Origin of the sequence: Blastococcus jejuensis, assembly GCF_039534705.1 — a bacterium.
Taxonomy (GTDB): Bacteria; Actinomycetota; Actinomycetes; order Mycobacteriales; family Geodermatophilaceae; genus Blastococcus_B; species Blastococcus_B jejuensis.
The window spans coordinates 63,977-88,796 of record NZ_BAAAVV010000001.1 but is presented as its reverse complement, the minus strand read 5'-3'; the positions used below and the strand labels follow the sequence as shown (position 1 = coordinate 88,796).

The 24,820-nt window shown below is 75.1% G+C and carries 22 protein-coding genes; 16 read left to right on the top strand and 6 right to left on the bottom strand.

Annotated elements, in window-relative coordinates; genetic code table 11:
• Positions 1-90: 90 nt before the first annotated feature.
• The 5 genes from ABD644_RS00430 to ABD644_RS00410 all read left to right on the top strand — a co-directional run bounded on the left by ABD644_RS00430 (position 91) and on the right by ABD644_RS00410 (position 3,558).
• Entirely contained in the window at positions 91-714 is a 624-nt protein-coding gene (locus ABD644_RS00430; RefSeq protein ID WP_344686504.1) for a DUF6758 family protein, read from the top strand.
• A 166-nt stretch (positions 715-880) separates the two neighbouring features.
• Complete coding sequence (locus ABD644_RS00425; RefSeq protein ID WP_344686503.1) at positions 881-1,039, top strand: hypothetical protein; 159 nt, start codon at positions 881-883, stop codon at positions 1,037-1,039.
• Positions 1,040-1,044: 5 nt separating this feature from the next.
• Complete coding sequence (locus ABD644_RS00420) at positions 1,045-1,677, top strand: PH domain-containing protein (protein WP_344686502.1); 633 nt, start codon at positions 1,045-1,047, stop codon at positions 1,675-1,677.
• Between the two features lie 62 nt (positions 1,678-1,739).
• On the top strand, positions 1,740-2,597 hold the full coding sequence (locus ABD644_RS00415) for a PHP domain-containing protein (protein WP_344686501.1): 858 nt from the start codon (positions 1,740-1,742) through the stop codon (positions 2,595-2,597).
• An 85-nt stretch (positions 2,598-2,682) separates the two neighbouring features.
• Positions 2,683-3,558, top strand: coding sequence for a RecB family exonuclease (locus ABD644_RS00410; RefSeq protein WP_344686500.1), 876 nt, complete (start codon positions 2,683-2,685; stop codon positions 3,556-3,558).
• On the opposite strand, the gene ABD644_RS00405 is transcribed toward ABD644_RS00410, so the two are convergent.
• From ABD644_RS00405 to ABD644_RS00390, 4 genes are all read right to left on the bottom strand, one after another.
• Complete coding sequence (locus ABD644_RS00405; protein WP_344686499.1) at positions 3,522-4,385, bottom strand: oxygenase MpaB family protein; 864 nt, start codon at positions 4,383-4,385, stop codon at positions 3,522-3,524. The genes ABD644_RS00410 and ABD644_RS00405 overlap by 37 nt on opposite strands.
• Positions 4,382-5,293, bottom strand: coding sequence for an alpha/beta fold hydrolase (locus ABD644_RS00400; RefSeq protein ID WP_344686498.1), 912 nt, complete (start codon positions 5,291-5,293; stop codon positions 4,382-4,384). The genes ABD644_RS00405 and ABD644_RS00400 overlap by 4 nt, the downstream gene beginning before the upstream one ends.
• Before the next feature lie 66 nt (positions 5,294-5,359).
• Positions 5,360-6,502 carry an outer membrane protein assembly factor BamB family protein gene (locus tag ABD644_RS00395; RefSeq protein WP_344686497.1) on the bottom strand — a complete coding sequence of 381 codons (1,143 nt, stop codon included), beginning with the start codon at positions 6,500-6,502 and terminating at the stop codon, positions 5,360-5,362.
• Positions 6,503-6,516: 14 nt separating this feature from the next.
• Positions 6,517-8,064 carry a DEAD/DEAH box helicase gene (locus ABD644_RS00390; protein ID WP_344687180.1) on the bottom strand — a complete coding sequence of 516 codons (1,548 nt, stop codon included), beginning with the start codon at positions 8,062-8,064 and terminating at the stop codon, positions 6,517-6,519.
• Positions 8,065-8,578: 514 nt separating this feature from the next.
• On the opposite strand from ABD644_RS00390, the gene ABD644_RS00385 reads away from it, so the two are divergent.
• Together ABD644_RS00385 and ABD644_RS00380 are read left to right on the top strand one after the other, a co-directional pair.
• The gene (locus ABD644_RS00385; protein ID WP_344686496.1) at positions 8,579-9,229 is read left to right on the top strand and encodes a ferritin-like fold-containing protein; all 651 of its coding nucleotides are present in this window, start codon (positions 8,579-8,581) and stop codon (positions 9,227-9,229) included.
• 10 nt (positions 9,230-9,239) lie between these two features.
• Positions 9,240-9,902 (top strand): SDR family NAD(P)-dependent oxidoreductase, encoded by a 663-nt coding sequence (locus ABD644_RS00380; protein ID WP_344686495.1) that lies wholly within the window; start codon positions 9,240-9,242, stop codon positions 9,900-9,902.
• Between the two features lie 124 nt (positions 9,903-10,026).
• Here ABD644_RS00380 and ABD644_RS00375 read toward each other — a convergent pair whose 3' ends face one another.
• Both ABD644_RS00375 and ABD644_RS00370 read right to left on the bottom strand, forming a co-directional pair.
• Positions 10,027-10,263 (bottom strand): DUF3107 domain-containing protein, encoded by a 237-nt coding sequence (locus ABD644_RS00375; protein WP_344686494.1) that lies wholly within the window; start codon positions 10,261-10,263, stop codon positions 10,027-10,029.
• A gap of 105 nt (positions 10,264-10,368) precedes the next feature.
• Positions 10,369-11,013: a TetR/AcrR family transcriptional regulator gene (locus tag ABD644_RS00370; RefSeq protein ID WP_344686493.1), complete on the bottom strand. Its 645-nt coding sequence runs from the start codon at positions 11,011-11,013 to the stop codon at positions 10,369-10,371.
• Positions 11,014-11,084: 71 nt separating this feature from the next.
• Between ABD644_RS00370 and ABD644_RS00365 the strand changes: the two genes are divergently transcribed.
• From ABD644_RS00365 to ABD644_RS00325, 9 genes are all read left to right on the top strand, one after another.
• Positions 11,085-12,152 carry an alpha/beta fold hydrolase gene (locus tag ABD644_RS00365; protein ID WP_344686492.1) on the top strand — a complete coding sequence of 356 codons (1,068 nt, stop codon included), beginning with the start codon at positions 11,085-11,087 and terminating at the stop codon, positions 12,150-12,152.
• 100 nt (positions 12,153-12,252) lie between these two features.
• The gene (locus ABD644_RS00360; protein WP_344686491.1) at positions 12,253-13,164 is read left to right on the top strand and encodes a DUF3152 domain-containing protein; all 912 of its coding nucleotides are present in this window, start codon (positions 12,253-12,255) and stop codon (positions 13,162-13,164) included.
• Positions 13,165-13,249: 85 nt separating this feature from the next.
• Complete coding sequence (locus ABD644_RS00355) at positions 13,250-14,152, top strand: ABC transporter ATP-binding protein (protein ID WP_344686490.1); 903 nt, start codon at positions 13,250-13,252, stop codon at positions 14,150-14,152.
• Positions 14,149-15,786: a hypothetical protein gene (locus ABD644_RS00350; RefSeq protein ID WP_344686489.1), complete on the top strand. Its 1,638-nt coding sequence runs from the start codon at positions 14,149-14,151 to the stop codon at positions 15,784-15,786. The genes ABD644_RS00355 and ABD644_RS00350 overlap by 4 nt, the downstream gene beginning before the upstream one ends.
• A gap of 86 nt (positions 15,787-15,872) precedes the next feature.
• The gene (moeZ, locus tag ABD644_RS00345) at positions 15,873-17,033 is read left to right on the top strand and encodes an adenylyltransferase/sulfurtransferase MoeZ (RefSeq protein ID WP_344686488.1); all 1,161 of its coding nucleotides are present in this window, start codon (positions 15,873-15,875) and stop codon (positions 17,031-17,033) included.
• A gap of 119 nt (positions 17,034-17,152) precedes the next feature.
• A complete protein-coding gene (locus ABD644_RS00340; protein WP_344686487.1) occupies positions 17,153-17,734 on the top strand; it encodes a TIGR03086 family metal-binding protein in 582 nt (193 codons plus the stop codon).
• A 102-nt stretch (positions 17,735-17,836) separates the two neighbouring features.
• Positions 17,837-18,127, top strand: a complete 291-nt coding sequence (locus tag ABD644_RS00335) for an MGMT family protein (RefSeq protein ID WP_344686486.1) — start codon at positions 17,837-17,839, stop codon at positions 18,125-18,127.
• A gap of 162 nt (positions 18,128-18,289) precedes the next feature.
• Positions 18,290-21,493 carry an ATP-dependent helicase gene (locus ABD644_RS00330; protein WP_344686485.1) on the top strand — a complete coding sequence of 1,068 codons (3,204 nt, stop codon included), beginning with the start codon at positions 18,290-18,292 and terminating at the stop codon, positions 21,491-21,493.
• Entirely contained in the window at positions 21,490-24,819 is a 3,330-nt protein-coding gene (locus ABD644_RS00325) for an ATP-dependent helicase (RefSeq protein WP_344686484.1), read from the top strand. The genes ABD644_RS00330 and ABD644_RS00325 overlap by 4 nt, the downstream gene beginning before the upstream one ends.
• The last annotated feature ends 1 nt before the right edge of the window (position 24,820 follow it).

Sequence of the window (24,820 nt, the reverse complement as noted above, 5' to 3'; positions counted from 1 at the left end):
GTACCCGCTGCCACGCCGCACCCACGGCACGCAGTCGAATGGCTGCGCTCCGCTTGACGATTCCGGCTCATCACAGGACGGTGTTGCCCGATGAGCGTGTCGCCGGTCTGCCCGCGCTGTGGTGAGCAGTTGGTGGTCCGCCCGGGGTCCGCGGCTCAGGCTTGGTGCCACGTACACGGAGCGGTCACCCCGCTGCACCACGCCGTCCTGCTGGCCCACGACGCGATCGTCGCGGTCACCGCCGATGCACGGGTGCCCGCCTGGGTGCCCGACCCCATGCCGTCGGGGTGGGCGGTCACCGGCCTGGCCTGGGGAGGTGAGCCGGGCGCTCGGGCGATCGTCGTCAACTGCGCCGGGCCGGCACCCCTCGGCGGTTCGGCCGAGCTCCTGCTGGTCGCCGAGGAGCCCGGAACCGGCGTCGGCTGCGGCTACGCCGGACTGCCGGGGCTCGACCCCGGCGACGTCATCACCGGCCAGTCCTCGGTCGACGTGAAAGCGGCCGGCCAGCGTGCGCCGTTGTGGGCCGTACCGACGTCCGACGACCGCGCCGCGTTCGTCGGCGAGGCCTACGGTGTGTGGCTGTGGCTGGTCATGTGGCCCATGAACGCCGCCTGGTTGCTGGCGGAGCAGCTGGAGCTGCTCGACCTGCGCGACCGCATCTACCCCGACCTGCCGCTCGGGCCACCGAGCGAGCACCTGCTGCCCGGCAGCTGAACCGGAACCCGACGGTCTTCTCCCAGGTCGGCGCGCCGCGGATGCGACGGGTGGGACCTGTGTTACCCATGGGACGAACGCGTCCGCCGCACTCCGGGCGGGCCGCCTGACCCCGACAGTCCGGCCCCCACCGGTCTGCCCCCATCGAGCGCACCCGGAGGTGACGGTGAACCTCAAGAAGGTCATCACCTGGCTGGTCGTCGCGTTCGTCGTCTTCTACGTGATCCAGGCCCCGGAGTCCTCGGCCCAGCTGGTGCGCAACGCCGGTGAGGCCCTCGGCGACGCGGCTTCCTCGCTGGCGGCGTTCGTCGGCTCGTTGGTCTGAGCCCCGTGTCGGGTCCGCCGGCCGGGCTGCCTACCCGGGCGCGCAAGGACGTCGCGAAGTACCTGCTGCCCACCGAGGACGCGGTGGTGGTCACCCGCCGGCACTGGGCGGTGCTGATCGAGCCGACGGCGAAGTTCCTGCCGGTCTTCCTGGCCGGCGGCTGGCTGCTGCTGTTCGACCCGGACAACCGGGTCACCAGCTCCGCCGGCCTGCTGGTGATCCTCGCCGCGCTGGTCTACTACGGCCTGCGCGTGGCCGAGTGGTGGATGCGCCACTTCATCGTCAGCCGCCGCCGGGTGCTGCTCACCTCGGGCGTCATCGTCCGCACGGTCACCCTGCTGCCGTTGCGCCGCATCACCGACCTGACCTGGCAGGAGACCCTCCTCGGCCAGGTGCTCGGCTACGGCACCTTCCGGTTCGAGTCGGCCGGCCAGGACCAGGCCCTGCGGCACCTCACCTTCATGCCCGACGCGCAGACCCGGTACCGGCAGGTCAGCGAGCTGTTGTTCGGCAGTGACGTCGGCGCCGCGACGATGGGCGACGACGAGGGCAACGACGAGCGCGAGACCGTCGGCCGGCCCCCGGGGGGTGTCGACCGCCGCGACACGCAGCCGATCCCGCGGCCGCCGCAGGCGTGACGTCCCGCTCGCCCGCCGACCCGGTGGGTGCCTGCCGGCCGCGTACGGCAGGCTGACCCGCGATGCGGATCGACCTGCACCTCCATTCCTCGGTGTCCGACGGCACGGAGGACCCGGCCACGCTGATGGAGACCGCGCGCCGTGCCGGGTTGGACGTCGTCGCGCTCACCGACCACGACACCACCGGCGGCTGGGCCCTGGCCGAACGCGCGCGGCCGCGCGGTCTCACCGTCCTGCCAGGCATGGAGTTCTCCTGCCGGTGGTTCCCGCCCGCGGACCGGCCGATCAGCGTCCACCTGCTCGCCTACCTCTTCGACCCCACGCACCCGGGCCTGGCCGCGGAGCGGGAGCGGCTGCGTGCGGAACGGCTCACCCGCGCCGAGCGGATCGTCCGGACCCTGGTCGACGGCGGCTACCCGCTGGTGTGGGAGGAGATCGTCGCCGGGTGTGCCGGGGGAGTGGTCGGCCGTCCGCACATCGCCCGGGCGCTCGTCGACGCCGGGGCCGCCGAATCGGTCGACCACGCCTTCGCGACCTTGCTGCACCACCGCAGCCCCTACTACGTGGCCAAGGCCGACACCGACGTCTTCGAGGGCATCGCGCTGGTGCGCGCCGCGGGTGGGGTCCCCGTCTTCGCCCACGGCCTGGCGACGAAACGGGGACGGACGGTCGGTGACGACGCGATCGCCGCCATGGCCGAGGCCGGCCTGCTCGGCCTCGAGGTCGACCATCCCGACCACTCACCGGCCGAACGCGCACACCTCCGGGGTCTGGCCGGCGACCTCGGCCTCATCGTCACCGGGTCCAGCGACTACCACGGCACCAACAAGCAGACCGTCATCGGCGCCTGCACCACCGCTCCCGCCCAGCTGGAGGCGCTCCTCGACGCGGGGATCGGCAGCGAGCCGTTCCGCGACTGACACGCGGCCACCCGGTGTCCAGGAACCGTCGGACCCCGCGGTTACCGTGACGCGACGGATCCACCGACGGCGAGGGGGTGCCCCGATGAGCCAGATCGAGATGCCGGGCATGCCGCGCCGGCTGTTCTCCGCGACCCCGAGCAAGCTCGCCTCGTTCGCCGACTGCCCGCGCCGGTACCGGTTCGCCTACGTCGACCGCCCGACCCCGCCCAAGGGGCCGGCGTGGGCGCACAACAGCGTCGGCGCCGCCGTCCACGCGGCGCTGCGCTCCTGGTGGGAGCTGCCGGTCGAGAAGCGGACGACGGGGGCTGCGCGCCAGCTGCTCTACACGGCCTGGTCGGCCAACGGGTTCCGCGACGACGAGCAGTCCGGCCGCTGGCGGGCCCGCGCCGCGGGCTGGCTGACCGACTACGTCGAGGAGCTGGACCCGACCGACGAGCCGGTGGGCACCGAGCGCACGGTCGGCGCCACCACCGAGCGGCTGGCGCTCTCGGGCCGCGTCGACCGCATCGACCAGCGCGGCGACGAGCTGGTCGTCGTCGACTACAAGACCGGGCGCACCCCGAGCACCGACGACGAGGCCCGCGGCTCGCCGGCTCTGGCGGCCTACGTCCTCGGCGTCCGGAGAACCCTCCGGAGGCCCTGCACCCGGGTCGAGCTGCACCACCTGCCCAGCGGCACGGTGGCCGCGTTCGAGCACACCGACCGATCGCTGGCCAACCACGTGCGTCGCGCGGAGGACATCGCGCTCGACATCACCGCGGCCACCGAGGCCGCAGCGGCCGGCGAGGACCCCGACGTCGCGTTCCCGACCACTCCCGGCATGCAGTGCAGCTGGTGCGACTTCCGGCCCAGCTGCCCCACCGGGCAGGCCGCCGCGCCCGCGCGCGACACGTGGAGCTTCCTCGCGGAGGAGGAGCCGGCTCAGGCAGCCGGGTCGGCCGCCGACACCCGTTCGTAGCCGCCCCACACGATCGGCGAGCGCCGCGCGCGCTGGGGGAGCCGCAGCATCGTCTGCCGGAACGCCTTCACCCCGGCGGTGGCTGCCGCGTCGGTGAGCCCCAGCCCGGGCAGCGAGTACATCCGCCGCGCCCACTGCGGCAGCAGCGCGACCGCCAGGGAGGCGAGCCCGCCCCACGCGGGCTGGGCCGGCGTCAGGTAGCGGACCCACGTCGGCATCGGCGGCAGCACGATCAGCCGGTAGGCGTCTCGCGCCGCCGGGGTCACCGCCAGCGCCGGCCGGATCTCCTCGAAGTAGGCGGCCAGCTCGGGCACCGACGCCGGCACCTCGTCCGGCGAGATCCCGATCAACTCCGCGGCGGTCACCTGCTCGGCCACGTACCGGTCCGCGTCGCCGTCGGTCAGCGGAACCCCGGCCCGTCGGGCGACGCTCAGCAGCGAGTCGACCTCGCAGCAGTGCACCCAGAGCAGCAGGTCGGGGTCGTCCACGCGGTAAGTCCGCCCGGTCGTCTCCTCGACGCCACCGAGCCTGCGGTGGATGTCGCGCACCCGGGCCGCCGCGCGCACGGCCTCGGTGCGGGTGCCGAACGTCAGCGTGTCGACGTAGGTGGCCGTCCGGATCAGCCGCGGCCACGGCTCCTCCCGGAAACCGCCGGAGAACCGCGCGACGCCGTCCATGGCCACCGGGTGCAGCGCCTGCAGCAGCAGCGCCCGGAGCCCGCCGACGGAGAACGTCGGGTCGGAGTGCACGCGCCAGCTGACGCTGTCCGGCCCGAAGAACCCGAGGACGTCCTCCTCGGGCGTCCACCCCGACGGCAGGGGGATCACGAGCGCACGCTCGCCCAGAAGTCCAGGAGCACCTCGAGCGTGCGGCGCGGGTTCTCCACCGCCGGCGAGTGGATGGAGTTGTCGATGACCTCGTAGCGGGCGCCCAGACGCCTGGCCATTTCGGCCTGCACGTGCGGGAGCCAGGCGTCGTCGGCCTCGCCGTGCGCGACCAGGAGCGGCACGCCGGCCGTCGCCAGCTCCGCGCACCGGTCGGGCTCCGAGAGCATCGCGTCGGCCATCCCGCGCAGTCCGGCGGCGGAGTTGGCCAGGAACCGCCGCGCGTAGAACTCGCGGGTGGGCGCGGGCACCGCCTGCGCCCTGGGGTCGGTCATCGCCACCTGCTCGAGCGTCTCGTGCACCAGCTGCACCCCGCCGGCGTCCAGCAGCGGCCCGAGGTGGGCGAGCAGGTCGGCCCGCCGCCCGGTCAGTTCCGACGGCCCCGATCCCAGCAGCGTGAACGACGTGAATGCGGCCGGGTCGGCGAGGACGGAGGAGCGGCAGACCAGCCCGCCGAAGCTGTGCCCGACCAGGTGCAGCGGCTCGCCGGACTCCTCCCGCAGCACGGCCGCGACGGCGAGGACGTCGGCCCCGAGTTCCTCGACCGAGTACCGCGCCGGGTCCTCAGGACCGGGGGACTCGTACTGGCCTCGCTGGTCGATGGCGACCACGCGGTAGCCGGCCTCGGGGAGGGGTGAGAACAGCGGCGCGAAGTCCTCCTTGCTGCCGGTGTAGCCGGCGACCATGAGCACCGTGCCGCGGACGCCGTCGCCGCCGGTGTCCAGCGCGGCCAGCGGGCCGGCACCGCCGGCGAAGGTGCGGTGCGCGGCGTCGTGGTCGGCGAGTTGCCGGAGATCGTCGGGGGCGATGGCGAGGGGCACGTCGGGAGCGGCGCCGCCGGGCAGGACCATGCCTTCAGTGAACCTCGCCGGCGGGCACTGCGCCGCAGCGGGTCAGCAAGAGAGTGCCGCAGCGGGTTATCTGTAGGCGACGACGCGGTCGGTCAGCTGGTGGACGAGGACCGGGCCCAGCGCCGTCGCGGCGCCACCCTCGGCGAGCCCCTCGACCGCCGCCGGATCACCCACGGGCTCCCCGGTCACGACGTCGCGGAAGACGAAGCCGGCCGCCTCCGGCACCACGACGACCCCCTCGGCGGTGCCGCGTTTCTCGGTCAGCGGCGCGGTCGGCAGTCCGAGGGCGGGGACGGCCCAGCGCTCGTCGCCGGTGGCCGGGTCGAGGGCGTGCAGGATGCCGTCGACCCGGAGCAGCGCGGCGACGCCGGCCGACGTCATGAGGGCGTCCCCGGCCGAGGGCAGCGACCCCAGCGGTGCGCCGTCCGCCCCGGAGAGCAGCTGGATCTCGTCGCGGACCACGACGCCGACCAGCCGGTCGGCGCCCAGCAGTCGCACCTCGTCGTCGGTCACGTCGGGCAGGTCCCGGCTCCACCGGGCGTCCCCGGCGAACCCGTCGAGCAGGCGCAGCTGGACGGCGGGGGATCCCGAGCAGCGCTGCAGCAGCGCGATCCCCGACGCCCCGGCCTGCGCGTCGAGGATGCGGCACCGCTCCGGCGGCTCGTACCGCCAGCGGATGTTGTCGTTGTTCGGGTCGAGGGTCACCAGGCCCGACCTGGTGACGGCCAGCACGATGCTGTCGGTCGACTCGAGCCGCACGTCGGCGCGGAAGTTCAGGTTGCGCGTCCAGGTACGCACCCCGGTGCCGGAGTCCAGCGCCACCGCCTCGTCGCAGCGGTCCTCGGTGCGGAACACCGCCACCGCGACGCCGTTGGTGACGGCGACGTCGCACAGCCGGGCGTTGCTGCGCGTGTAGTGCCACGCCTCGTCGCCGGTCAGCGGGTCGACCGCGCGCACCCCGTGCTCGGACGCCACGACCACGCGACCGTCGTCGACGACGTCCCCGGGCATCGGCTCGGAGACCGCCGACCACGCCTGCGACACGGTGCCGGCCGGCGCCCCCACGGGGACGCCGGCCGGCTCGGCGGTCGTGCTCTCGGTTGCGGCGGCGTCCGAACCCCGCCACAGCAGGGTGGCGACGACGACCAGCGCCACGGAGGCGGCGATCCACACCCATACCCGCAGCGGCGGGCGGTAGAGACGGACCACGGGCGCCGAGGCCGCTACGCGGCGGACTCGGAGCCGCCGCCGCGGTTGGCGCCGCCGCGGCGACGACGGCGACGCGGCTTGCCCGACCCGCCCTCGCCCGAGCCCTGACCGGAGCTCTGGCCCGAGCCCTGGCCGCTGGCGTCGGACGCCGGGACGGAGCCGCCGCCGAGGTCGGCGCCGGCGGCACCGGCCGCGGCCGCGCCGCTGCCCCTGGTGCGGCGCCGGGGACGGCTCTTGCCGTCACCGGTGGTCCGCTCGCCCTCGGCGGCGTCACCCGAGGCGCGGTCGCGCGAGGGGCGGTCGCCGGCGGGACGGCGCGAGTCGCCCCGGCCACCCGCGGCCGGGCGGTTGCGCTTGCCGGTCTCGCCGAGGTCCTCGAGGGTCTCGGCCTCCAGGCCCTCACGGGTGCGCTGCGACCGCGGGAGCCGGCCGGTCGCCGTCTCCGGGACGTCGAGGTCGCTGTACACCCACGGCGAGGTGGAGTACGTCTCCGGCGGGTCGTCGAAGCCGAGGCCGAGCGCCTTGTTGATCAGCTGCCAGCGGGGGATGTCGTCCCAGTCGACCAGGGTGACGGCGACACCGGTGCTGCCCGCACGGCCGGTGCGGCCGATCCGGTGCACGTAGGTCTTCTCGTCTTCGGGGCACTGGTAGTTCACGACGTGGCTGACGCCGGTGACGTCGATGCCGCGCGCCGCGACGTCGGTGGCGACCAGGACGTCGACCTTGCCGCTGCGGAACGCGCGCAGCGCCTGCTCGCGGGCGCCCTGGCCGAGGTCGCCGTGCACGGCGGCGGCGGCGAAGCCGCGGTCGACCAGCTCGTCGGCGACCTTCTGGGCGGTGCGCTTGGTGCGGCAGAAGACCATGACCAGGCCGCGGTCGCGGGACTGCAGGACCCGCGAGAGCAGCTCCGGCTTGTCCAGGTTGTGCGCCCGGTAGATGAACTGGGTGGTCTGCGGGACCGTCGATCCCTCGTCGTTGCCGTGGGCGCGGATGTGCGTCGGCTGCGTCATGAACGACCGCGACAGCGTCACGATCGGGCCGGGCATCGTCGCGGAGAACAGCATGGTCTGCCGCTTGTCCGGGACCATCGCCAGGATCCGCTCGATGTCGGGAAGGAAGCCCAGGTCGAGCATCTCGTCGGCCTCGTCGAGGACGAGGACCTTCACCTTGCCGAGGATCAGGTGGCCCTGCTGGGCCAGGTCGAGCAGCCGGCCGGGGGTGCCGACCACGATCTCGACGCCGTTCTGCAGCGCCTGCACCTGCGGCTCGAACGCGCGGCCACCGTAGATCGCCTGCACGCGGATGCGGCGCTTGGCGCCTGCGGCGGCCAGGTCGCGGGAGACCTGCACGCACAGCTCACGGGTGGGGACGACGACCAGCGCCTGCGGGACGCCGTCGCCGCCCTCGTCGACGGGGACGACGCGCTGCAGCATCGGGACGCCGAAGCCCAGGGTCTTGCCGGTGCCGGTGCGGGCCTGACCGATCAGGTCGTGGCCGGCCAGCGCCAGCGGCAGGGTCAGCTCCTGGATCGCGAAGGTGCGGGTGATCCCGACCTCGGTCAGCGCGGCGACGATGTCGGGGTGGACGTCGAAGTCGCTGAAGAGCGGGCTGTCGGGGGCGACGGGTGCGCCGCCGAGCTCCTCGACCTGCGACTCGATCTCCTCGGGAGCCGGTGCGCCGGTCTCCGCGTGGTCGAGGGCCGTCGGCTCCAGGTCGGGCGTGGACGTGGGGGTGTTCTCGGTGGAGGTCAGTGCTCTCGCCTCTGGTCTGCTGGGGGACCGGCTCCGGCGACGGGGCTCCGCCGCTCCGGACCTGTCCCGGTGGTTGTCGCGGGATCAGTTCCAGCGCCAACGCAGCCAGCAGAACCGGGCCGTGTCATCAGATCGGCCCGGGAGACAGCCCGTAGGGGCGTCGTCCAGCGGTCGTCAGCGCACAGATACACAGCGCGCCCGAGGGCTCGCCGATTCCCATCCTAACCTGCGGGGCCGGCCAGCCCCCTCTGCGCCGCGCGTCCAGGGACGTGCATCACACTCCTCGGGGGCAGTGCCGCCCACCCGAGCAGTCAGGAGCACGTGGATGACCCCGGTCGACTCGACGGCCGTCGCCGATCTGCTGGGCGTGCTCGCGTATGCCGAGCTGACGGCGTTCGACCGGCTGGCCGAGGACGCGCGCCTGGCGCCCACGCTGCACGGACGTGCGGCGCTGGCGAAGATGGCGGCGGCCGAGATCGGACACCACGTGCGACTCACCGAGCGGCTGGCCGAGCTGGGCGTCGACCCGGCGGCCGCGATGGCGCCGTTCGTCCCGGCGCTCGACACCTTCCACGAGAGCACCCGGCCCAAGACCTGGCTCGAGGGCCTGGTGAAGGCCTACGTCGGCGACGGGCTGGCCAGTGACTTCTACCGGGAGATCGCCTCGTTCCTGCCGGAGCCGGACCGCGCCCTGGTGCTCGAGGTCCTCGCCGACACCGGCCATGCCGACTTCGCCGTCCGGGAGGTGCGAGCGGCGATCGCCGCCGACCGCACCGTCGGTGGGCGGCTCGCGCTGTGGGGACGGCGGCTCGTGGGGGAGGCCATGACGCAGTCGCAGGCGGTGATCGCCGAGCACGACAGGCTGGCCGAGCTGATCATGACCGGCACCGGCGACATCGCCGGCGTGGGCCGGCTCATCGAGCGGATCACGACCGCGCACACCGAGCGCATGGCCACCCTCGGCCTGCGCGGCTGAGGAGGAGCCCGTGCCGCACCTGCTGATCATCGGCGCCGGCCCGGGCATCTCGGCCGCCACCGCCCGCCGGTTCGGGCGCGCGGGGTACGCGGTGGGCCTCGTCGCCCGGCGCGAGGAGCCGCTGGCCGAGCTGGGGGCGGAGCTGCGCGCAGAAGGCATCCGCACCGGATGGGCGGCTGCCGAGGCGGGCGACCCGGCGGCGCTGACCGAGGCGGTGCTGCGGCTGGTCGGGGAGCTCGGGCCGGCGGACGTCGTCCTCTACAACGTCTCCGTGGGGCGCGAGGTGACCGTGGCGGAGCTGACGCCCGACGACCTGCTGCGCGACCTCGCCGCCGGGACCGTCGGCCTGCAGACGGCGGTCCGCGCGGTCCTGCCCGGCATGCGGGAGCGGGGCGGCGGCACGGTGCTGGTGACCGGCGGCGGCTCGGCGGACAAGCCGATCCGCTCGATGGCGACGCTCGGCGTCCAGAAGGCGGCGCTGCGCGCCCTCGCGGAGCTGCAGGCCATCGCCCTGGCCGACGACGGCGTGCACGTGGCGACGGTGACCGTCCGGGGCTTCGTGGGCGAGGACCGCCAGATCACGCCGCAGCGGGTGGCCGAGCTCTACGCCGACCTGGTCGCCGAGACGGCGGGCCCGCGCGAGGGCTGGCGCACCGTCGTCGACCTGCAATGACACTGCGATCCTCCGGATCGCACCGCGGCCACGTGCCGTGCCCCGATGGCGCTGAGCGCGTCAGGGCCCTTCGGCGGGAGGCCTCCGGCCCCCGCGCCGAAGGGCCCGGAATCGTGTGCTTTGGCTACGCGCCCGCGATGAAGCCCACGCGCCGCTGGTCGGCCTGGGCGATCTCGACGTAGGCGATGCGGTCCACGGGGACGAGCACCCGCCGGCCGCGGTCGTCGACCAGCGTCAGCAGGCCGTCCTTGGTCGAACCGGCCATGGCGGCGGCCACGTCGGCCGCGATCTCGTCTGGGGTCTTGGGGCTGTCGATGACCAGCTCCCGGGCGGAGTGCTGAACACCGATCTTCACTTCCACGTGGGCGATGCCTCCTCGGTTCGCGCGACTGCCGCCAACGCTAGACCAGCCCCGGCCCGCGCGACCGTTCCGACGGGTGCGCCGACAGCGAACGCGGCTGACGGACTAGCGGGGGTCGCCGTCGACCCGGGGGAAGCCGGAGATGCCGCGCCAGGCGAGCGCGGACATCAGGGAGACCGCCTCGTCGCGGGACACGGTGCCCTTGCGCGGCAGCCACCAGCGGGCGCTGGTCTCGGCCAGGCCGGTGAGGCCCGAGGCCAGCAGGAGGGCGCGCTCGGGGTCGGCCCCGGTGTCGGCCGCGATCACCTCGGCGATCGCCTCGACGCAGACCTCGGTGCCGCGGTCGACGATGGCGCGCACGTCGCCGTCGTTGCGCAGGTCGGACTCGAAGACCAGGCGGAACGCCTCGCCCTCGGCGTCGATGAAGTCGAAGTAGGCCCCGACAGCGGCGTCGACGCGAGCGCGGTTGTCGTCGGTGCCGCCCATGGCCTCGCCGACCCGGTCGGCCAGCTCGGAAACGTGCTCCTCGAGCAGCGCCAGGTAGAGGTCCCGCTTGCCGGGGAAGTGCTGGTAGAGCACCGGCTTGCTGACGCCGGCCCGGTCGGCGATGTCGTCCATGGCGGCGGCGTGGAACCCCTGGGCGACGAAGACGTCCTGCGCCGCGCGGAGCAACTGGAGCCGCCGGGCGCTCCGCGGGAGGCGGGACGTGCGGCGGTTGCTGGCGTCGGCGGGGCGCGGGGTCGGCTGCATGACAGCGTCGATGTTACCGGCGAGTTGCGGTTCCGCATGTCCGGTGGCGGAAGTGTCCTACCGTCGGGGGGATGTCCGAGCAGCCCGTCCCGACCGCGCCCGCGGGTCCGCGCGCGGCAGCGCTGTCGGATCGGCCGCTGCCGCGGCTGACGACGCTGCCGCCCCCGTGGCCGGGCGCCGACGTGCCGGTCCGGGGCGGCCACGTGTTCGTCCGGCACACGCCGTGGCGCGGACCCGTCGAGGGCGATGGACGGGGCGCCCCGCGGGAGCGTGCGGTCTACGTCCACGGCCTCGGGGGTGCCTCCACCAACTGGACCGATCTGGCCGCGCTGCTCGCCGTCCGGTTCGACGGCTGGGCGCTGGACCTGCCGGGCTTCGGGCGGTCGCAGCCGCCGCCGCGCGGGCGGTACTCCATCCGCGGGCACGCCGGCGCGGTGGTCGACGTCCTGGAGCACGTGCGGCAGCGGCCGGGCGAGGCCGAGGGGCAGCCGGTTCACCTGCTGGGCAACTCCCTCGGCGGGCTGGTCAGCGTGCTCGTCGCCGCCCGCCGTCCCGACCTGGTGGCCTCCCTGACGCTCGTCTCCCCGGCGATGCCGGTCTACCGGGTGCCGCCCGCGTTCAGCCGGGCGCTCCTGCTGCTCCTGCTGCCGGGCATCCCGTCGCTCGCCGAGCGCCGGATGGCCGGCATCGCCCCGGAGCAGCACGTGCGGGCCATGGTGCGGATGTGCTTCGGGGACCCGAGGCGAGTGCCGCGACAGCGGATCGAGCAGGCCGTCGAGGAGATGCGCGAGCGGGCCGAGCAACCGTGGGCCGACCGGGCGCTCACCCGCAGCATGCGCGGCCTGATCACGTCCTACCTGCGCGTGGGTGGCACGAACGCGTGGCGCATGGCTCGCTCGCTCCGAATGCCGTCGTTGGTGGTGTGGGGGGACCGCGACCGGCTCGTCGACCCCGCGCTCGCCCCGCGGCTGGCCGGCGCGATCCCCGACGCGGGACTGCACGTCCTGGAGGGGGTCGGGCACGTGGCCATGCTCGAGGCACCCGAGCCGACGGCCCGCGCGGTGCTCGGGCTGGTCGAGCGGCGTGACGTGCCGATGTCTCGCGCTGCTGCCGCCGCGCCACGCAGCGTGAGACCCTGAGGCGGCCGACTGACGAGACCGGGAGGGGCGGCCAGTGGGAGCACGCCCGGCCGATGGCCGGCCCGAAGGTCCGCGGCGCGTCCGCCGGGACCTTCCTCCGGTGCCCCGTCCTCCGGCCGCCCGCCCGCAGGTGCGGACGGCGGGCCGCGCGCCGCTCGCCGCGCGGGTCGACGTCCTGGATCGTCCCGCCGTGCGGACGGCGGTCCGCGAGGAGCCCGGGCGGCTGCGCCGGTTCGTCCGGCGCTACGGCTGGCGCGCCTACGCCGTGCCGTTCCTGACCGTCGCGACGCTGCTGACCCTCGTCGACCTCGCGGTCAACGATCCGGCACCCGCCTCGAGCATCAGTACCGCGCCGTCGGTGGTGCAGACGCCGGCACCGACACCGGCGCCCACGCCGGTCGCCCAGGCGTCCGCTCCGGCCGCGGGCGACGCCGGCCCCACCGAGACCGCGCCCGTGCCCGCCGCAGGGACCTACGTCGAACTGGGCGCCGGCTCGCTGTCCGTCGTCGACGGCAGCTCACGGGTCTACGGCACCGGTCCGCTGACCCGCTTCATCGTCGAGGTCGAGCACGGCATCGACGTCGACGGCGCGGCCTTCGCCGAGGCTGTGACGCTGACCCTGGGCGATCCCCGCTCGTGGGGCGCCGGAGGCCGCATGTCGTTCCAGCGGGTCGGCGCCGCCGAGGCCGCGGCCGGCGAGTTCGACATCCGCGTCGCGCTGGTCAGCCCGGGAAGCATGGAGCGGTACTGCCCCGGCGTGGGAACCGGCGGCTACACCTCCTGCCGCTACGGCGACCGCGCCGTCATCAACCTCGCCCGCTGGGCCACCGCCGTCCCGCACTACGACGGCGACATCGCCACCTACCGGCTGTACGTGGTGAATCACGAGGTCGGGCACGCGCTCGGCAACGGCCACCGGCCCTGCCCCGGCCCGGGCGAGGTCGCGCCGGTCATGCAGCAGCAGACCCTCCGCCTCGACGGCTGCACCAAGAACGCGTGGCCGTACCCCTGACGCAGCCACATCGGGTCTAGGCTGCTGTTCCGGTGCGCCGGGAAGTCTGGTCGGCAGTCGAGTTCCCGACTGCGATCGGAGCGTCATGTCCGCTGTTCCCGCGCTGCGCGCCGAGGGGCTGAGCAAGCGCTTCTCCACCACCCTGGCGGTCGACGACCTCACGCTCACTGTCCCGCCCGGTGAGGTGTTCGGTTTCCTCGGTCCCAACGGGGCGGGCAAGTCCACCACCATCCGCATGGTGCTCGGCCTCCTCCGCCCGAGCGCCGGCGCCGCCTGGGTGTTCGGCGAACCCGTGGCGGAGGTGGAGCGGGCGCACTCCCGGCTCGCCTACGTGCCCGCCGACGTCGCCCTGTGGCCCGCGTTCACCGGTCAGGAGTGCCTGGACCTCATGGCCGGGCTCGGGCCGGGCACCGACCTGACCTACCGCGCCGAACTCGTCCGCCGGTTCGAGCTCGACACCGGGAAGCGGGCCCGCGCCTACTCGAGCGGCAACCGGCAGAAGGTGGCCCTCGTCGCCGCCTTCGCGACGCGTGCCCCGCTGCTCGTGCTCGACGAGCCGACGAGCGGGCTCGATCCGCTGATGGAGCGGGAGTTCCGGCGGTGCATCGCGGAGGCGGCCGAGCGGGGGCAGGCCGTCTTCCTCAGCTCGCACCAGCTCGCGGAGGTCGAGGCGGTCTGCCATCGGGTGGGCATCCTGCGAGCGGGCCGGCTCGTCGAGGTCGCCGGGATGAGCGAGCTGCGGCGCCTGCGTCGCACCGAGGTCGTCGTCGATCTCGCCCGCCCCGCCCCGGAGCTGGACCGGCTGGCCGACCTGCCGGGCGTCGTCGACCTGCGGCGGAGGTCGGACCTGCAGATCAGTCTGTCGCTCACCGGACCGCCGGGCGCCGTGCTGCGGGCCCTGGGGGAGGTCGACGTCGAGCGGCTCGACGTCCGGGAGCCGTCGCTCGAGGAGATCTTCCTCGACTACTACGGGGAGGTCCCGGCGTGAGCGCCGGGACGGCAGCCCGGACCGCCCGACCGCCGCAGGTCGCGCTCCCGCCCGCGACCGGGCCGGTCGTCGGGGCGGTCAGCCGGCAGCTGCGGCGCGGCACGCTCGTGGTCAGCGCCATCGCGGGGGTGATGCCCGCGTTCGTGGCGGCCCAGTACCAGGGCACGTTCAGCGGCGCCGTGCCGGCGTCCTCGCTGGAGGCGCTGGCGCAGAACCCGGCCATCCGGACCCTGTTCGGGCCGCCCGTCGCCCTCGACGACCCGGGCGGCTTCACGGTCTGGCGGCTGGGCACGGTGTTGGCGGTGCTGGTCGGCATCTGGGCGGCCCTGGCGGCGACCCGCGTGACCCGCGGAGAGGAGGAGGCCGGCCGGTGGGATCTGCTGCTGGCCGGGCGCCTGCGACTCGCGGTCCTGATCCGGGCCCACGTCGTCGTGCTGCTCGGCGCGGCGGTGCTGCCCGGACTGGCCGCGGCGCTGGGCCTGCTGCTCTCCGGCACGGATGCGACGGGTTCGCTGCTGTTCGGGACCATGATCGCCGGCACGGGCATGACCGGTGTCGCGCTCGGTGTCCTCGGGGCGCAGCTGCTCGCCGAGCGCCGCGCTGCCTCGGGTCTCGCCGTGGCCGTGCTGCTCGGCATGCTGCTGGTGCGCATGGTCGGGGACGGCGTCCCGGCGCTGGCGTTCCTGCAGTGGGCCAGCCCGTTCGGCCTGCTGGGCCGGGCGGAGCCCTTCGGCGCCGACCGGTGGGTGCCCGCCCTCGTCCTGATGGGCATGGTCTCCGTGGTGGCCACCGCCGCCGTCCGCGCCTCCGATGACCGGGACGTGGGCAGTGCCCGTCTGCGCGGCCGCGACCGGGTGTCCGCGCCCAGCCGGTTGGTCCGCTCTCTCGGCGGGCTGGCCGTGCACCGTGTCCGCCGTCCGGTGATCACCTGGGGCGCCGGTCTGGCGGCGTACTTCCTGCTCATCGGCCTGCTCGCCCGCACGATGGTCGACTTCCTCGCGGACAACCCGCTGTTCGCCCGGCTCGCCGCCCAGGCGGGGTTCGTCCAGCTCGGGTCGGTGGAGGGCTACGTGTCCGCGCTGTTCTCGCTGCTCGCCGTCCCGGTCGGGGCGTTCGCGGCGGGCCGCGTCGCGCACGCCGCCGCCGACGAACAGGCCGGCCGGCTGACCCCGCTGCTCTCGCTGCCGGTGTCACGGGTGCGATGGGCGGCGACCGAGGCGGTCGTCGTCACGGTCGGAACCACCGTCCTCGCAGCGGTCGCGGGCCTGGCGACGTGGGCGGGTACGGCGTGGGTCGGTGCGGACCTGGGCGTCGGTGCCGCTCTGGCCGGCGCGCTGAACGCCGTCCCCGTCGCCCTGCTGTGCCTGGGGGCGGCGCTCCTGGCGCTGGGGTGGGTCCCGGCATCGGTGCTCGCGGTCGGCGTCCTCCCCGCCGCCGGGGGCTACCTGCTCCTGGTCTTCGCGGACACCTTCGCGTGGCCGGAGTGGGTGCGTGCCGTCTCGCCGTTCGCCCACCTGGCGTCGGTCCCCGCCGAGTCCGTGGATGCGGGCGGGGCCGCCGGCATGCTCGTCGTGGTGCTCGCGCTGGCCGCCGCCGGGCTGGCCGGCTACGCGCGGCGCGACCTCCGGGGCTGAGCGGGAAGAGCGGGCCGTGTCACGCTGTTATGCGCACGAACGCCGGCTCCGCGCCGGTCGTGCCCGTACGTCGTGAGGAGCAACCCGTGTCCCTGCCACCCCTGGTGGAGCCCGCCGCCGACCTCTCCATCGAGGAGGTCCGCCGCTACAGCCGCCACCTGATCATCCCCGACGTCGGGATGGACGGGCAGAAGCGGCTGAAGAACGCCAAGGTGCTCGCCGTCGGCGCGGGCGGCCTCGGCTCGCCGGTGCTGATGTACCTCGCCGCAGCCGGTGTCGGCACGCTCGGCATCGTCGAGTTCGACACCGTCGACGAGTCCAACCTGCAGCGCCAGATCATCCACGGGCAGTCCGACGTGGGCCGGTCCAAGGCCGAGAGCGCGCGGGACTCGATCAAGGAGATCAACCCGCTGATCGACGTCCGGCTGCACGAGACGCGGCTGGACAGCGACAACGTCGTGGACATCTTCAGCCAGTACGACCTGATCGTCGACGGCACCGACAACTTCGCGACGCGCTACCTGGTCAACGACGCGTGCGTGCTGCTGGACAAGCCCTACGTCTGGGGCTCGATCTACCGGTTCGACGGCCAGGTGTCGGTCTTCTGGAACGAGCACGGCCCCAACTACCGCGACCTGTACCCGGTCCCGCCGCCGCCCGGCATGGTGCCGAGCTGCGCCGAGGGCGGCGTGCTCGGCGTCCTCTGCGCCACGATCGGCGCCATCCAGGCCACCGAGGCGGTCAAGCTGATCACCGGCATCGGCGAGTCGCTGCTCGGCCGGCTGATGGTCTACGACGCCCTGGAGATGACCTTCCGGACGATCAAGGTGCGCAAGGACCCGGAGGCCGAGCCGATCACGGGGCTCATCGACTACGACGCGTTCTGCGGTGTCGTGTCGGTCGAGGCGCAGGAGGCGGCCGCGGGCGCGACGATCACCGTCGACGAGCTCAAGGACATGATGGACGCCGGCAAGGACTTCGAGCTCATCGACGTCCGCGAGGTCAACGAGTACGAGATCGTGTCGATCCCGGGCGCGAAGCTCATCCCCAAGGACGAGATCCTCTCCGGCCGGGCGCTGTCGCAGCTGCCGCAGGACAAGCCGATCGTGCTGCACTGCAAGACCGGCGTCCGCTCGGCGGAGGTGCTGGCGGCGGTCAAGAACGCCGGCTTCTCCGACGCCGTGCACGTGCAGGGCGGCGTGACGGCCTGGGCGACCCGCATCGACAAGACGCTGCCCACGTATTAAGGACCCCGTCCCCCTCACGCCTCGCAGGCTCGGCGCGAGCCTCTGGACGGGGCCGCAGGGCCCGGTTCCGCTCCCTCCCCGGGGAGCGGGCCGGGCCTTCGGCATGTTCACTGGGGTGCATGGCTGACTTCTCACCCGTGGAGCTGCTCGAACTCTTCCAGCGCGCGCAGGCGCAGTTCACCGACCGGGTGGACGCCGTCGCGCCCGACCAGTGGGAGGACGAGGCACTGCCCGGCTGGACCGTCGCCGACCTCGTCGCGCACCTGGTGACCGAGGCGCTGTGGGTTCCGCCGCTGCTGGCCGGTGAGCCGGTCGCGGAAGGCCGGTTCCCCGAGGCCACCAGCGACCTGCTCGGCGACGATCCGTTCACCGGCTGGGAATCCGCCGCCGACGACGCGCTCTCGGCGTTCGCCGAGGACGACGCGCTGGTGCGCACCGTGCACCTGTCCCGCGGGCCGACGCCGGCGACCGAGTACATCTTCGAGATGACCGCGGACCTGACCGTGCACACCTGGGACCTCGCCCGCGCGACCGACGGCGACACCGAGCTGGACGGGGAACTGCTCACCGCGGCGCTGGTCTACGCCGACCGGCTGCCCGACGACGGCATCCCCGGCATCATCGACCCGCCGCTGGACGTCCCGCCGTCGGCCGATCCGCAGACCCGGCTGCTGGCGCGCTTCGGCCGCAAGGCCACCTGAGCCGGGCCGGTCGCCGCGCTCGATGTCCCTGAGCAGGACGTTTCCGCCGACGGAATGCCCGCCTCCGGGACATCGTCCGCGGCCGTGCCCGACGATGGGCCCGTGACGGATCCGATCGACGTCGACGAGGCGGTGTTCGACGTCGTCGAGCGGATCCCGCCGGGCCGGGTGAGCACCTACGGGGCGATCGGCCGGCTGGTCGGCATCGGGCCGCGCCGGGTGGCTCGGGCGCTGTCCTCCGGCGGCGGCGCCGTCCCGTGGTTCCGGGTGGTGCGTGCGGATGGCACCGTCGCCGAGCCGGTCCGCGTCGAGCAGCTGGCCCGGCTCGCCGCCGAGGGCGTGCCGGTGCGGCACGGGCGGGTCGACCTGCGCACCGTGGGCTGGCCCGACTGAAAGGACCCCGCTGCCCCGGGCCGCGCTTTGCGGGAGTTTCTCGCGCCTTGGGGGTCCTGCAGGACACGCAAGGCGCGAACAAACACCCGGAAAGGAACGGGCCGTCGACACACCTGCCCCGCGAGTCCCGGAACTGTCGGGGGGCCGTGCTTCCATCGGGGCGTGGCAGTTCGGGGGAGCGAGGCGGCGCCGGTCTACCGGCTGGTGCAGCCCGACGCCGCCGTGGCGGTCGCCCCGCCCCGTCTCGACCCGACCCAGCAGGCCGTCGTCGGCCATGCGGCCGGCCCGCTGCTCGTGCTGGCCGGGCCGGGCACGGGCAAGACGACGACGATCGTCGAGGCGGTCGCCTCCCGCATCGAGGCCGGCGTCGACCCCGAGCAGATCCTCGTCCTGACCTTCAGCCGCAAGGCCGCGGCCGAGCTGCGCAGCCGCATCACCGCCCGGGTCGCGAAGACCATCCGCGAGCCGCTGGCCCGCACCTTCCACTCCTACGCCTACGGCGTCCTCCGGCGGGCGGCACTGCTGCGCGGTGACCCGCCACCCCGCCTGCTCACGTCCGCCGAGCAGGACGCCGTCGTCGCCGAGCTGCTGCGCGGCGACGTCGAGGAGGAGGGTGCGGTCCGCTGGCCGGCCGAGCTGGCCCCGGCCCTGGCGACGGCGGGCTTCCGCACCGAGCTGCGGGAACTCCTGCTGCGCGCCACCGAGCGCGGCGTGGGTTCCGCGCAGCTCGCGGCGTGGGGCCGGGCGACCGGCCGCGACCACTGGGTGCTGGCCGCTGCGTTCCAGGAGCAGTACGAGGGCGTCACCGCCTTCTCCACCGCGGGGCGCGGCGACGCGTCCGGGTACGACCCGGCCGAGCTGGTCCGCACGGCGATCGCCGAGCTGGCGAGTGATCCCGAGCTGCTCGGGCAGGAGCGCGAGCGCGCGTCGTGGCTGTTCGTCGACGAGTACCAGGACACCGACCCGGCCCAGGTCGAGCTGCTCGACCTGCTCGCCGGCGGCGGCGGCAACCTCGTGGCCGTCGGCGATCCCGACCAGTCGATCTACGCCTTCCGCGGTGCCGAGCCGCGCGGGATCGTCGAGTTCCCCGACCGGTTCCGCCACACCGACGGCCGGCGCGCGGGGCGCGTCTCGCTCGGTGTGTGCCGGCGCTCGGGTGAGGAGCTGCTGCGGGTCACCCGTCGGATCGCCGAGAGCCTCCCGGGCCCGTGGGAGCACCGTCGGCTCGCCGCCGGTGAGTCCGCCGACCCGGGGAGCGCCGAGGTCCACGTGTTCGGTTCGGCCGCCGTCGAGGCCGCCTACCTGGCCGACGTCCTCCGCCGTGCCCATCTGCTCGACGCCGTGCCGTGGTCGCAGATGGCGGTCGTCGTCCGCACCGCGGGCGCCCTCGGCCCGTTGCGCCGGGCCCTCGCCTCGGCGGGCGTACCGGTCGCGGTCTCCTCCGACGACCTGCCGCTGGCCGCGCAGCCCGCGGTCGCCCCGCTGCTCAGCTGCCTCACGGCCCTGCTGCCGGCGGCCGGCGCCGGCCCGGAGGGGGCCGCGCCGCCGGTGGGCCTCGACGAGCCGGCAGCCGAGGCGCTGCTGGCCTCGCCGCTGGGCGGGGCCACCGTGCTCGACCTGCGCCGGCTGCGCCGCGCGGTGCGCGTCGCGCTCGCCAAGCAGGGCGTCGACCCGCTCGAGCGTGGCGCGCCGCTGGCCACCGCGATCGAGGACGACGCACTGCTCGAGTCGCTGCCCGAGCACCTGTCGCGGCCCGCCCGGCGGGTCGCGGCCGTCCTGGCGGCGGGCCGGTTCGCCCTCGCCGAGGGGGGCACGGCCGAGGACGTCCTCTGGGCGATGTGGCAGCGCAGCGGCCTGGCGGCGCGGTGGGCCCGGGCCAGCGCGGCGGGCGGTGCGTCCGGTGCCGTCGCCGACCGCGATCTCGACGCCGTGGTCGCCCTGTTCGACGCGGCCGCGGGCTTCGTCGACCGGCTGCCGTCGGCCGACGTCCGGGCATTCGTCGCCCACCTGTCGGCGCAGGAGCTGCCCGCCGACAGCGGCGCCTCACGCGCGGTCGCGGGGGAGACGGTGCGGCTGCTCACGGCGCACGCCTCCAAGGGGCTCGAGTGGGACCTGGTCTGCGTCGCGGGCGTGCAGGAGGGCGTGTGGCCCGACCTCCGGGAGCGCTCCTCGCTGCTGGGCACCGAGGAGCTCGTCGAGCGGGCGGCCGGCATCGACGCCACGTCCGTCGACCGGCGGACGCTCGCGCTGGCCGAGGAGCGGCGGTTGTTCTACGTCGCCTGCACGCGGGCCCGGCGCCGCCTCGTCGTCACCGCCGTGGAGGGTGCTCTCGACGGCGCCGACGCGGGCGCGACCGCGTCCCGGTTCCTCGACCTGGTCGCCCCGCCGCCCGACGAGGGCCGGGCACCGACCGAGCTCCCGCGGTCGCTGACGCTGCCGGCACTGGTCGCGGAGCTGCGCCGCGCACTGACCGACCCGCTCACGCCCCCGGCCCGGCGGTCGGCCGCCGCGTCCGTGCTGCGCCGCCTCGCCGACGACGGCGTGCCCGGGGCCGCGCCCGCACACTGGTGGGGGCTGGCGCCGCTGTCCGACGACGCGCCGCTCGTGCCGGCCGAGGAGCCGGTCCGCGTCCGGCCGTCGGCCATCGAGACGTTCCAGCGGTGCCCGCTGAAGTGGGTGCTGAGCGCGGTCGGGGCCGAGGCATCGCCCGACATGACGCGAACGGTGGGTACAGCGGTCCACGCCGTCGCCCAGCAGGTCGCCGAGGGCCTCCCGGCGGTGGACGCACCGGCGGTCCTCGCCGCCGAGCTCGACCAGCTCGACCTCGGTCCCGGCTGGTCCGACCAGCGGCAGCGGCAGGCGGCGCAGGACATGCTCGGCCGCTTCCTCGCCTGGCACGCCGCCGACGGTCGCGAGCTCGTCGGAGTCGAGGTCGAGTTCGACGCCACCGTCGGCCGGGCGCTGATCCGGGGCAAGGTCGACCGGCTGGAGCGGGACGCCGACGGGCGGCTGGTGGTCGTCGACCTCAAGACGGGCAAGACGGCCGCCAGGAACATCGAGGAGCACGGCCAGCTCGCCGCCTACCAGGTCGCGGTCGCGGCGGGCGGGTTCGGCGAGCACGGCAGCAGCCCCGGTGGCGCCGCGCTGCTGCAGGTCGGCACCGGGGCGAAGGCGAAGGAGCAGCACCAGGAGCCGTTGCCCGCCGACGTGCCACCGGAACAGACCTGGGCCGGCGAACTGCTGGCCGAGGTGGGCGAGGGCATGGGCGCCGGCACCTTCGAGGTGCGCACCGGCACGCACTGCGCGCGCTGCACGGCCCGGCGCACCTGCCCGCTCCAGGAGCCCGGCCGGCAGGTGACCGGATGAGCGTCGGCCACGAGCAACTCTCCTTCGACGAGCTGTTCGCCGAGGAGCCGGCGGAGGCGAAGCGGCCTGGCCGCCTGCTCGACCCGGCGGAGGTGGCCCGGCGCTGCGGGCTCTCCTACGGGCCGTCACCCGAGCAGGCCCGGGTCGTCGAGGCCCCGGCCGACCGGCCGCTGGTCGTCGTCGCGGGCGCGGGGTCCGGCAAGACCGAGACGATGGCCGCCCGCGTCTCCTGGCTGGTCGCCAACCGGATCGTGGAGCCCGAGGCGATCCTGGGGCTCACCTTCACCCGGAAGGCCGCGAGCGAGCTGAACGAGCGGATCCGGCTGCGGCTCGGGGCGCTGGCCCGCCACCCGGAGACGAAGCAGGACCTGCGCGAGCGGCTGGAGATCGCGCAGCCGACGGTCTCGACCTACCACGGCTACGCGGCCGCGCTCGTCGCCGAGCACGGGCTGCGGATCGGCGTGGAGCCCGGGGCCGGGGTACTGGGCCCCGCCATGTGCTGGGGGCAGGCCGCCAGCGTCGTGTCGGCCTGGACCGGCGACATGTCCGACGTGCCGCTGACCCTGCTCACCACGGTCGAGGACGTGCTCGCGCTGGCCGCCGAGCTCGGCGAGCACGACATCACCCCGGCGGCCCTGCGCGTCTGGACCGCGAGGCTCGAGGCGCAGATCGCGAGCTACCCCGACGCCCCCCGGAAGAAGGGGCCCTACGCCCCGGTGCTGGAGATGCTGGCCCGGCAGAAGGCGCGCGCGGCCCTGCTGCCGCTGGTCGAGGCGTTCGAGGCCCGCAAGCGCTCCGCGGGGGCCATCGACTACGCCGACCAGGTCGCCTACGCGGCGAGGATCGCCGTCGCCGCCCCCGAGGTGGGCCGCCGCGAGCGCGCCCGCTGGCAGGTCGTGCTGCTCGACGAGTACCAGGACACCAGCGTCGGGCAGCTGCGCATGCTCGAGGCCCTGTTCGGCCGCGACACCGGACATCCGGTGCTCGCGGTCGGCGATCCCCGACAGTCGATCTACGGCTGGCGCGGGGCCTCGGCCGGCACGATCGAGCGGTTCGCCCGCACGTTTCCCGGCGTCCCCGACCGGCGGGCGGAACGGCTCACGCTCGCCACCAGCTGGCGCAACGACGAGCGGGTCCTGGCCGTCGCCAACGCCGTCTCGGCCATGCTCCCCGCGCCCGAGCAGCCGCTGCCCGACCTCGCGCCCGCGCCGGCAGCCGGCCGGGGCGCGGTGACCGTCGGGCTGTACGAGACCGTCGCCGACGAGACCGAGGCGCTCGCCGACCGGCTGGCCGCGTGCTGGCACCAGCAGGAAGCACTCGACGGCCCCAGCGCGGACCGCCGGCCCACTGTTGCGGTGCTGGTCCGCGCACGGAAGCAGCTGCCGGGCATCGCCGCCGCCCTGCGCCGGCGCGACGTCCCGGTGGAGGTCGTCGGGCTCGGCGGCCTGCTCGAGGTGCCCGAGGTCTCCGACGTCGTCGCGACGCTCACCGTGCTGGTCGACCCTACGGCCGGGGACGCGCTCGGCCGCCTGCTCACCGGCGCTCGGTGGCGGATCGGGCCGCGCGACCTCGCCGCCCTCGAGGCCCAGGCGCGGGCCCTGGTGCACTCCCGCCGGCCGGAGCGCCCCACGGGGGACGCGCCGGACGCGGCGCCCGTCGTCGAGGCGCCCGCCGAGCGCGGCAGCATCGTCGAGGCGCTCGACGATCTCGGTGGCCCCGACCCCTACTCCGCGACCGGCTACCGGCGGCTGCGGCGGCTCGGCGCCGAGCTGGCGCAGCTGCGGACGCGGTTGGGGGAGTCGTTGCCCGACCTGGTCGACGAGGTCGCCCGCACCCTCGGCCTGGAGACCGAGCTGGCCAGCGCTCCGGGCGTCAGCCCCGCCGGCGCCCGCGCCCACCTGGACGCCCTGCACGGGGTGGCGGCGGAGTTCACCGAGCTGGCCGAGCTGCCGTCGCTGCCGGCGTTCCTGGGCTACCTCCGCGATGCCGAGGAGCGCGAGCGCGGCCTCGAGCCGGGGGAGGTCGCGGTCAACCCGGAGGCCGTGCAGCTGCTGACCGGGCACTCGGCGAAGGGCCTGGAGTGGGACGTCGTCGCCGTGCCCGGCATGACCGCCGACCAGTTCCCCGCCAAGACCGACACCAGCGACTCCTGGGTGAAGGACCCGGGAGCGGTGCCCGCCGAGCTGCGGCTGACCGACCGCGAGGAGCTGCCCCGGCTCCGGCTGCCCGTGCCGGGCTCCGGCGACCAGGCCGTGGTGAAGGCGGCCTTGGAGGAGTACGTCCAGGAGTGGAAGGACTTCGGGCTGGCCGAGGAGATCCGCCTCGGCTACGTGGCGGTCACCCGCGCCCGGCACCTGCTGGTCTGCTCGGGGAGCTGGTGGCGCGACGGGGTGAAGCCGTGCGGGCCGTCGTCGCTGCTCACGACGGCGCGAGCCGCCTGCGAGGCGGGGGCCGGTGACGTCGTGCACTGGGCCGAGGCGCCGGCCGACGACGCCACGAACCCGGCCCTCGCCGAGTGGCCGATCGGCAGCTGGCCGGCCGATCCGCTGTCCTCGGGCCGGCGCCGGGCGCTCACCGCCGCCGCCGAACTGGTCGACGGCGCCGCGCCGCACCCCCTCGACCCGGCGACGACGCTCGGCGAGCCCGACGACCTCGTGGCGCAGTGGGTGCGCGACGCCGACCTGCTGCTGCGCGAGCGGGCGCGCCACGCCAGCCCGACCGTCGACGTCCCGCTGCCCTCGCACCTCTCGGTCTCGGCGCTGGTCGCGCTGCGCCGCGACCCCGGGGAGCTGGCGCGACGGCTCCGGCGACCGATGCCGGCGGCCCCGGCACCCCAGGCCCGGCGGGGCACCGCCTTCCACGCCTGGCTCGAGGAGCGCTTCGGCGCCGCCCGGCTGGTCGACCTCGACGAGCTGCCCGGGTCCGGCGACGAGTTCGCCGCCCCCGACGGCGCGCTGGCCGACCTGCAGGAGGCGTTCCTCGCCAGCGAGTGGGCCGACCGGCAGCCGATGGAGGTCGAGGTGCCCTTCGAGACCCCCCTGGGACCGTTGATCCTGCGCGGGCGGATCGACGCCGTCTACGCCGACGCCGACGGCCGCTACGAGGTCATCGACTGGAAGACCGGGCCGCCGCCCTCGGGCGGGGAGCTCACCGCGGCCGGCGTGCAGCTCGCCGCCTACCGGCTGGGCTGGTCACGGCTCCTGGGCGTCCCCGTCGAGCACGTGAGCGCGGGCTTCCACCACGTCGCCGCCGGTGTGACCCTGCGGCCGGTCGACCTGCTCGACGAGGCCGGCCTGCTCGCCCTGGTCACCGGCACGGCCCACTGAC

Bases quoted from the DNA above. Each gene is read 5' to 3' on its own strand.
- ABD644_RS00340 (WP_344686487.1), top strand. From the start codon at position 17,153: ATGGCTGACTTCTCACCCGTGGAGCTGCTCGAACTCTTCCAGCGCGCG.
- ABD644_RS00370 (WP_344686493.1), bottom strand. From the start codon at position 11,013: ATGCAGCCGACCCCGCGCCCCGCCGACGCCAGCAACCGCCGCACGTCC.
- ABD644_RS00400 (WP_344686498.1), bottom strand. From the start codon at position 5,293: ATGGTCCTGCCCGGCGGCGCCGCTCCCGACGTGCCCCTCGCCATCGCC.
- ABD644_RS00365 (WP_344686492.1), top strand. From the start codon at position 11,085: ATGTCCGAGCAGCCCGTCCCGACCGCGCCCGCGGGTCCGCGCGCGGCA.
- ABD644_RS00430 (WP_344686504.1), top strand. From the start codon at position 91: ATGAGCGTGTCGCCGGTCTGCCCGCGCTGTGGTGAGCAGTTGGTGGTC.
- ABD644_RS00325 (WP_344686484.1), top strand. From the start codon at position 21,490: ATGAGCGTCGGCCACGAGCAACTCTCCTTCGACGAGCTGTTCGCCGAG.
- ABD644_RS00385 (WP_344686496.1), top strand. From the start codon at position 8,579: ATGACCCCGGTCGACTCGACGGCCGTCGCCGATCTGCTGGGCGTGCTC.
- ABD644_RS00355 (WP_344686490.1), top strand. From the start codon at position 13,250: ATGTCCGCTGTTCCCGCGCTGCGCGCCGAGGGGCTGAGCAAGCGCTTC.
- ABD644_RS00410 (WP_344686500.1), top strand. From the start codon at position 2,683: ATGAGCCAGATCGAGATGCCGGGCATGCCGCGCCGGCTGTTCTCCGCG.
- ABD644_RS00415 (WP_344686501.1), top strand. From the start codon at position 1,740: ATGCGGATCGACCTGCACCTCCATTCCTCGGTGTCCGACGGCACGGAG.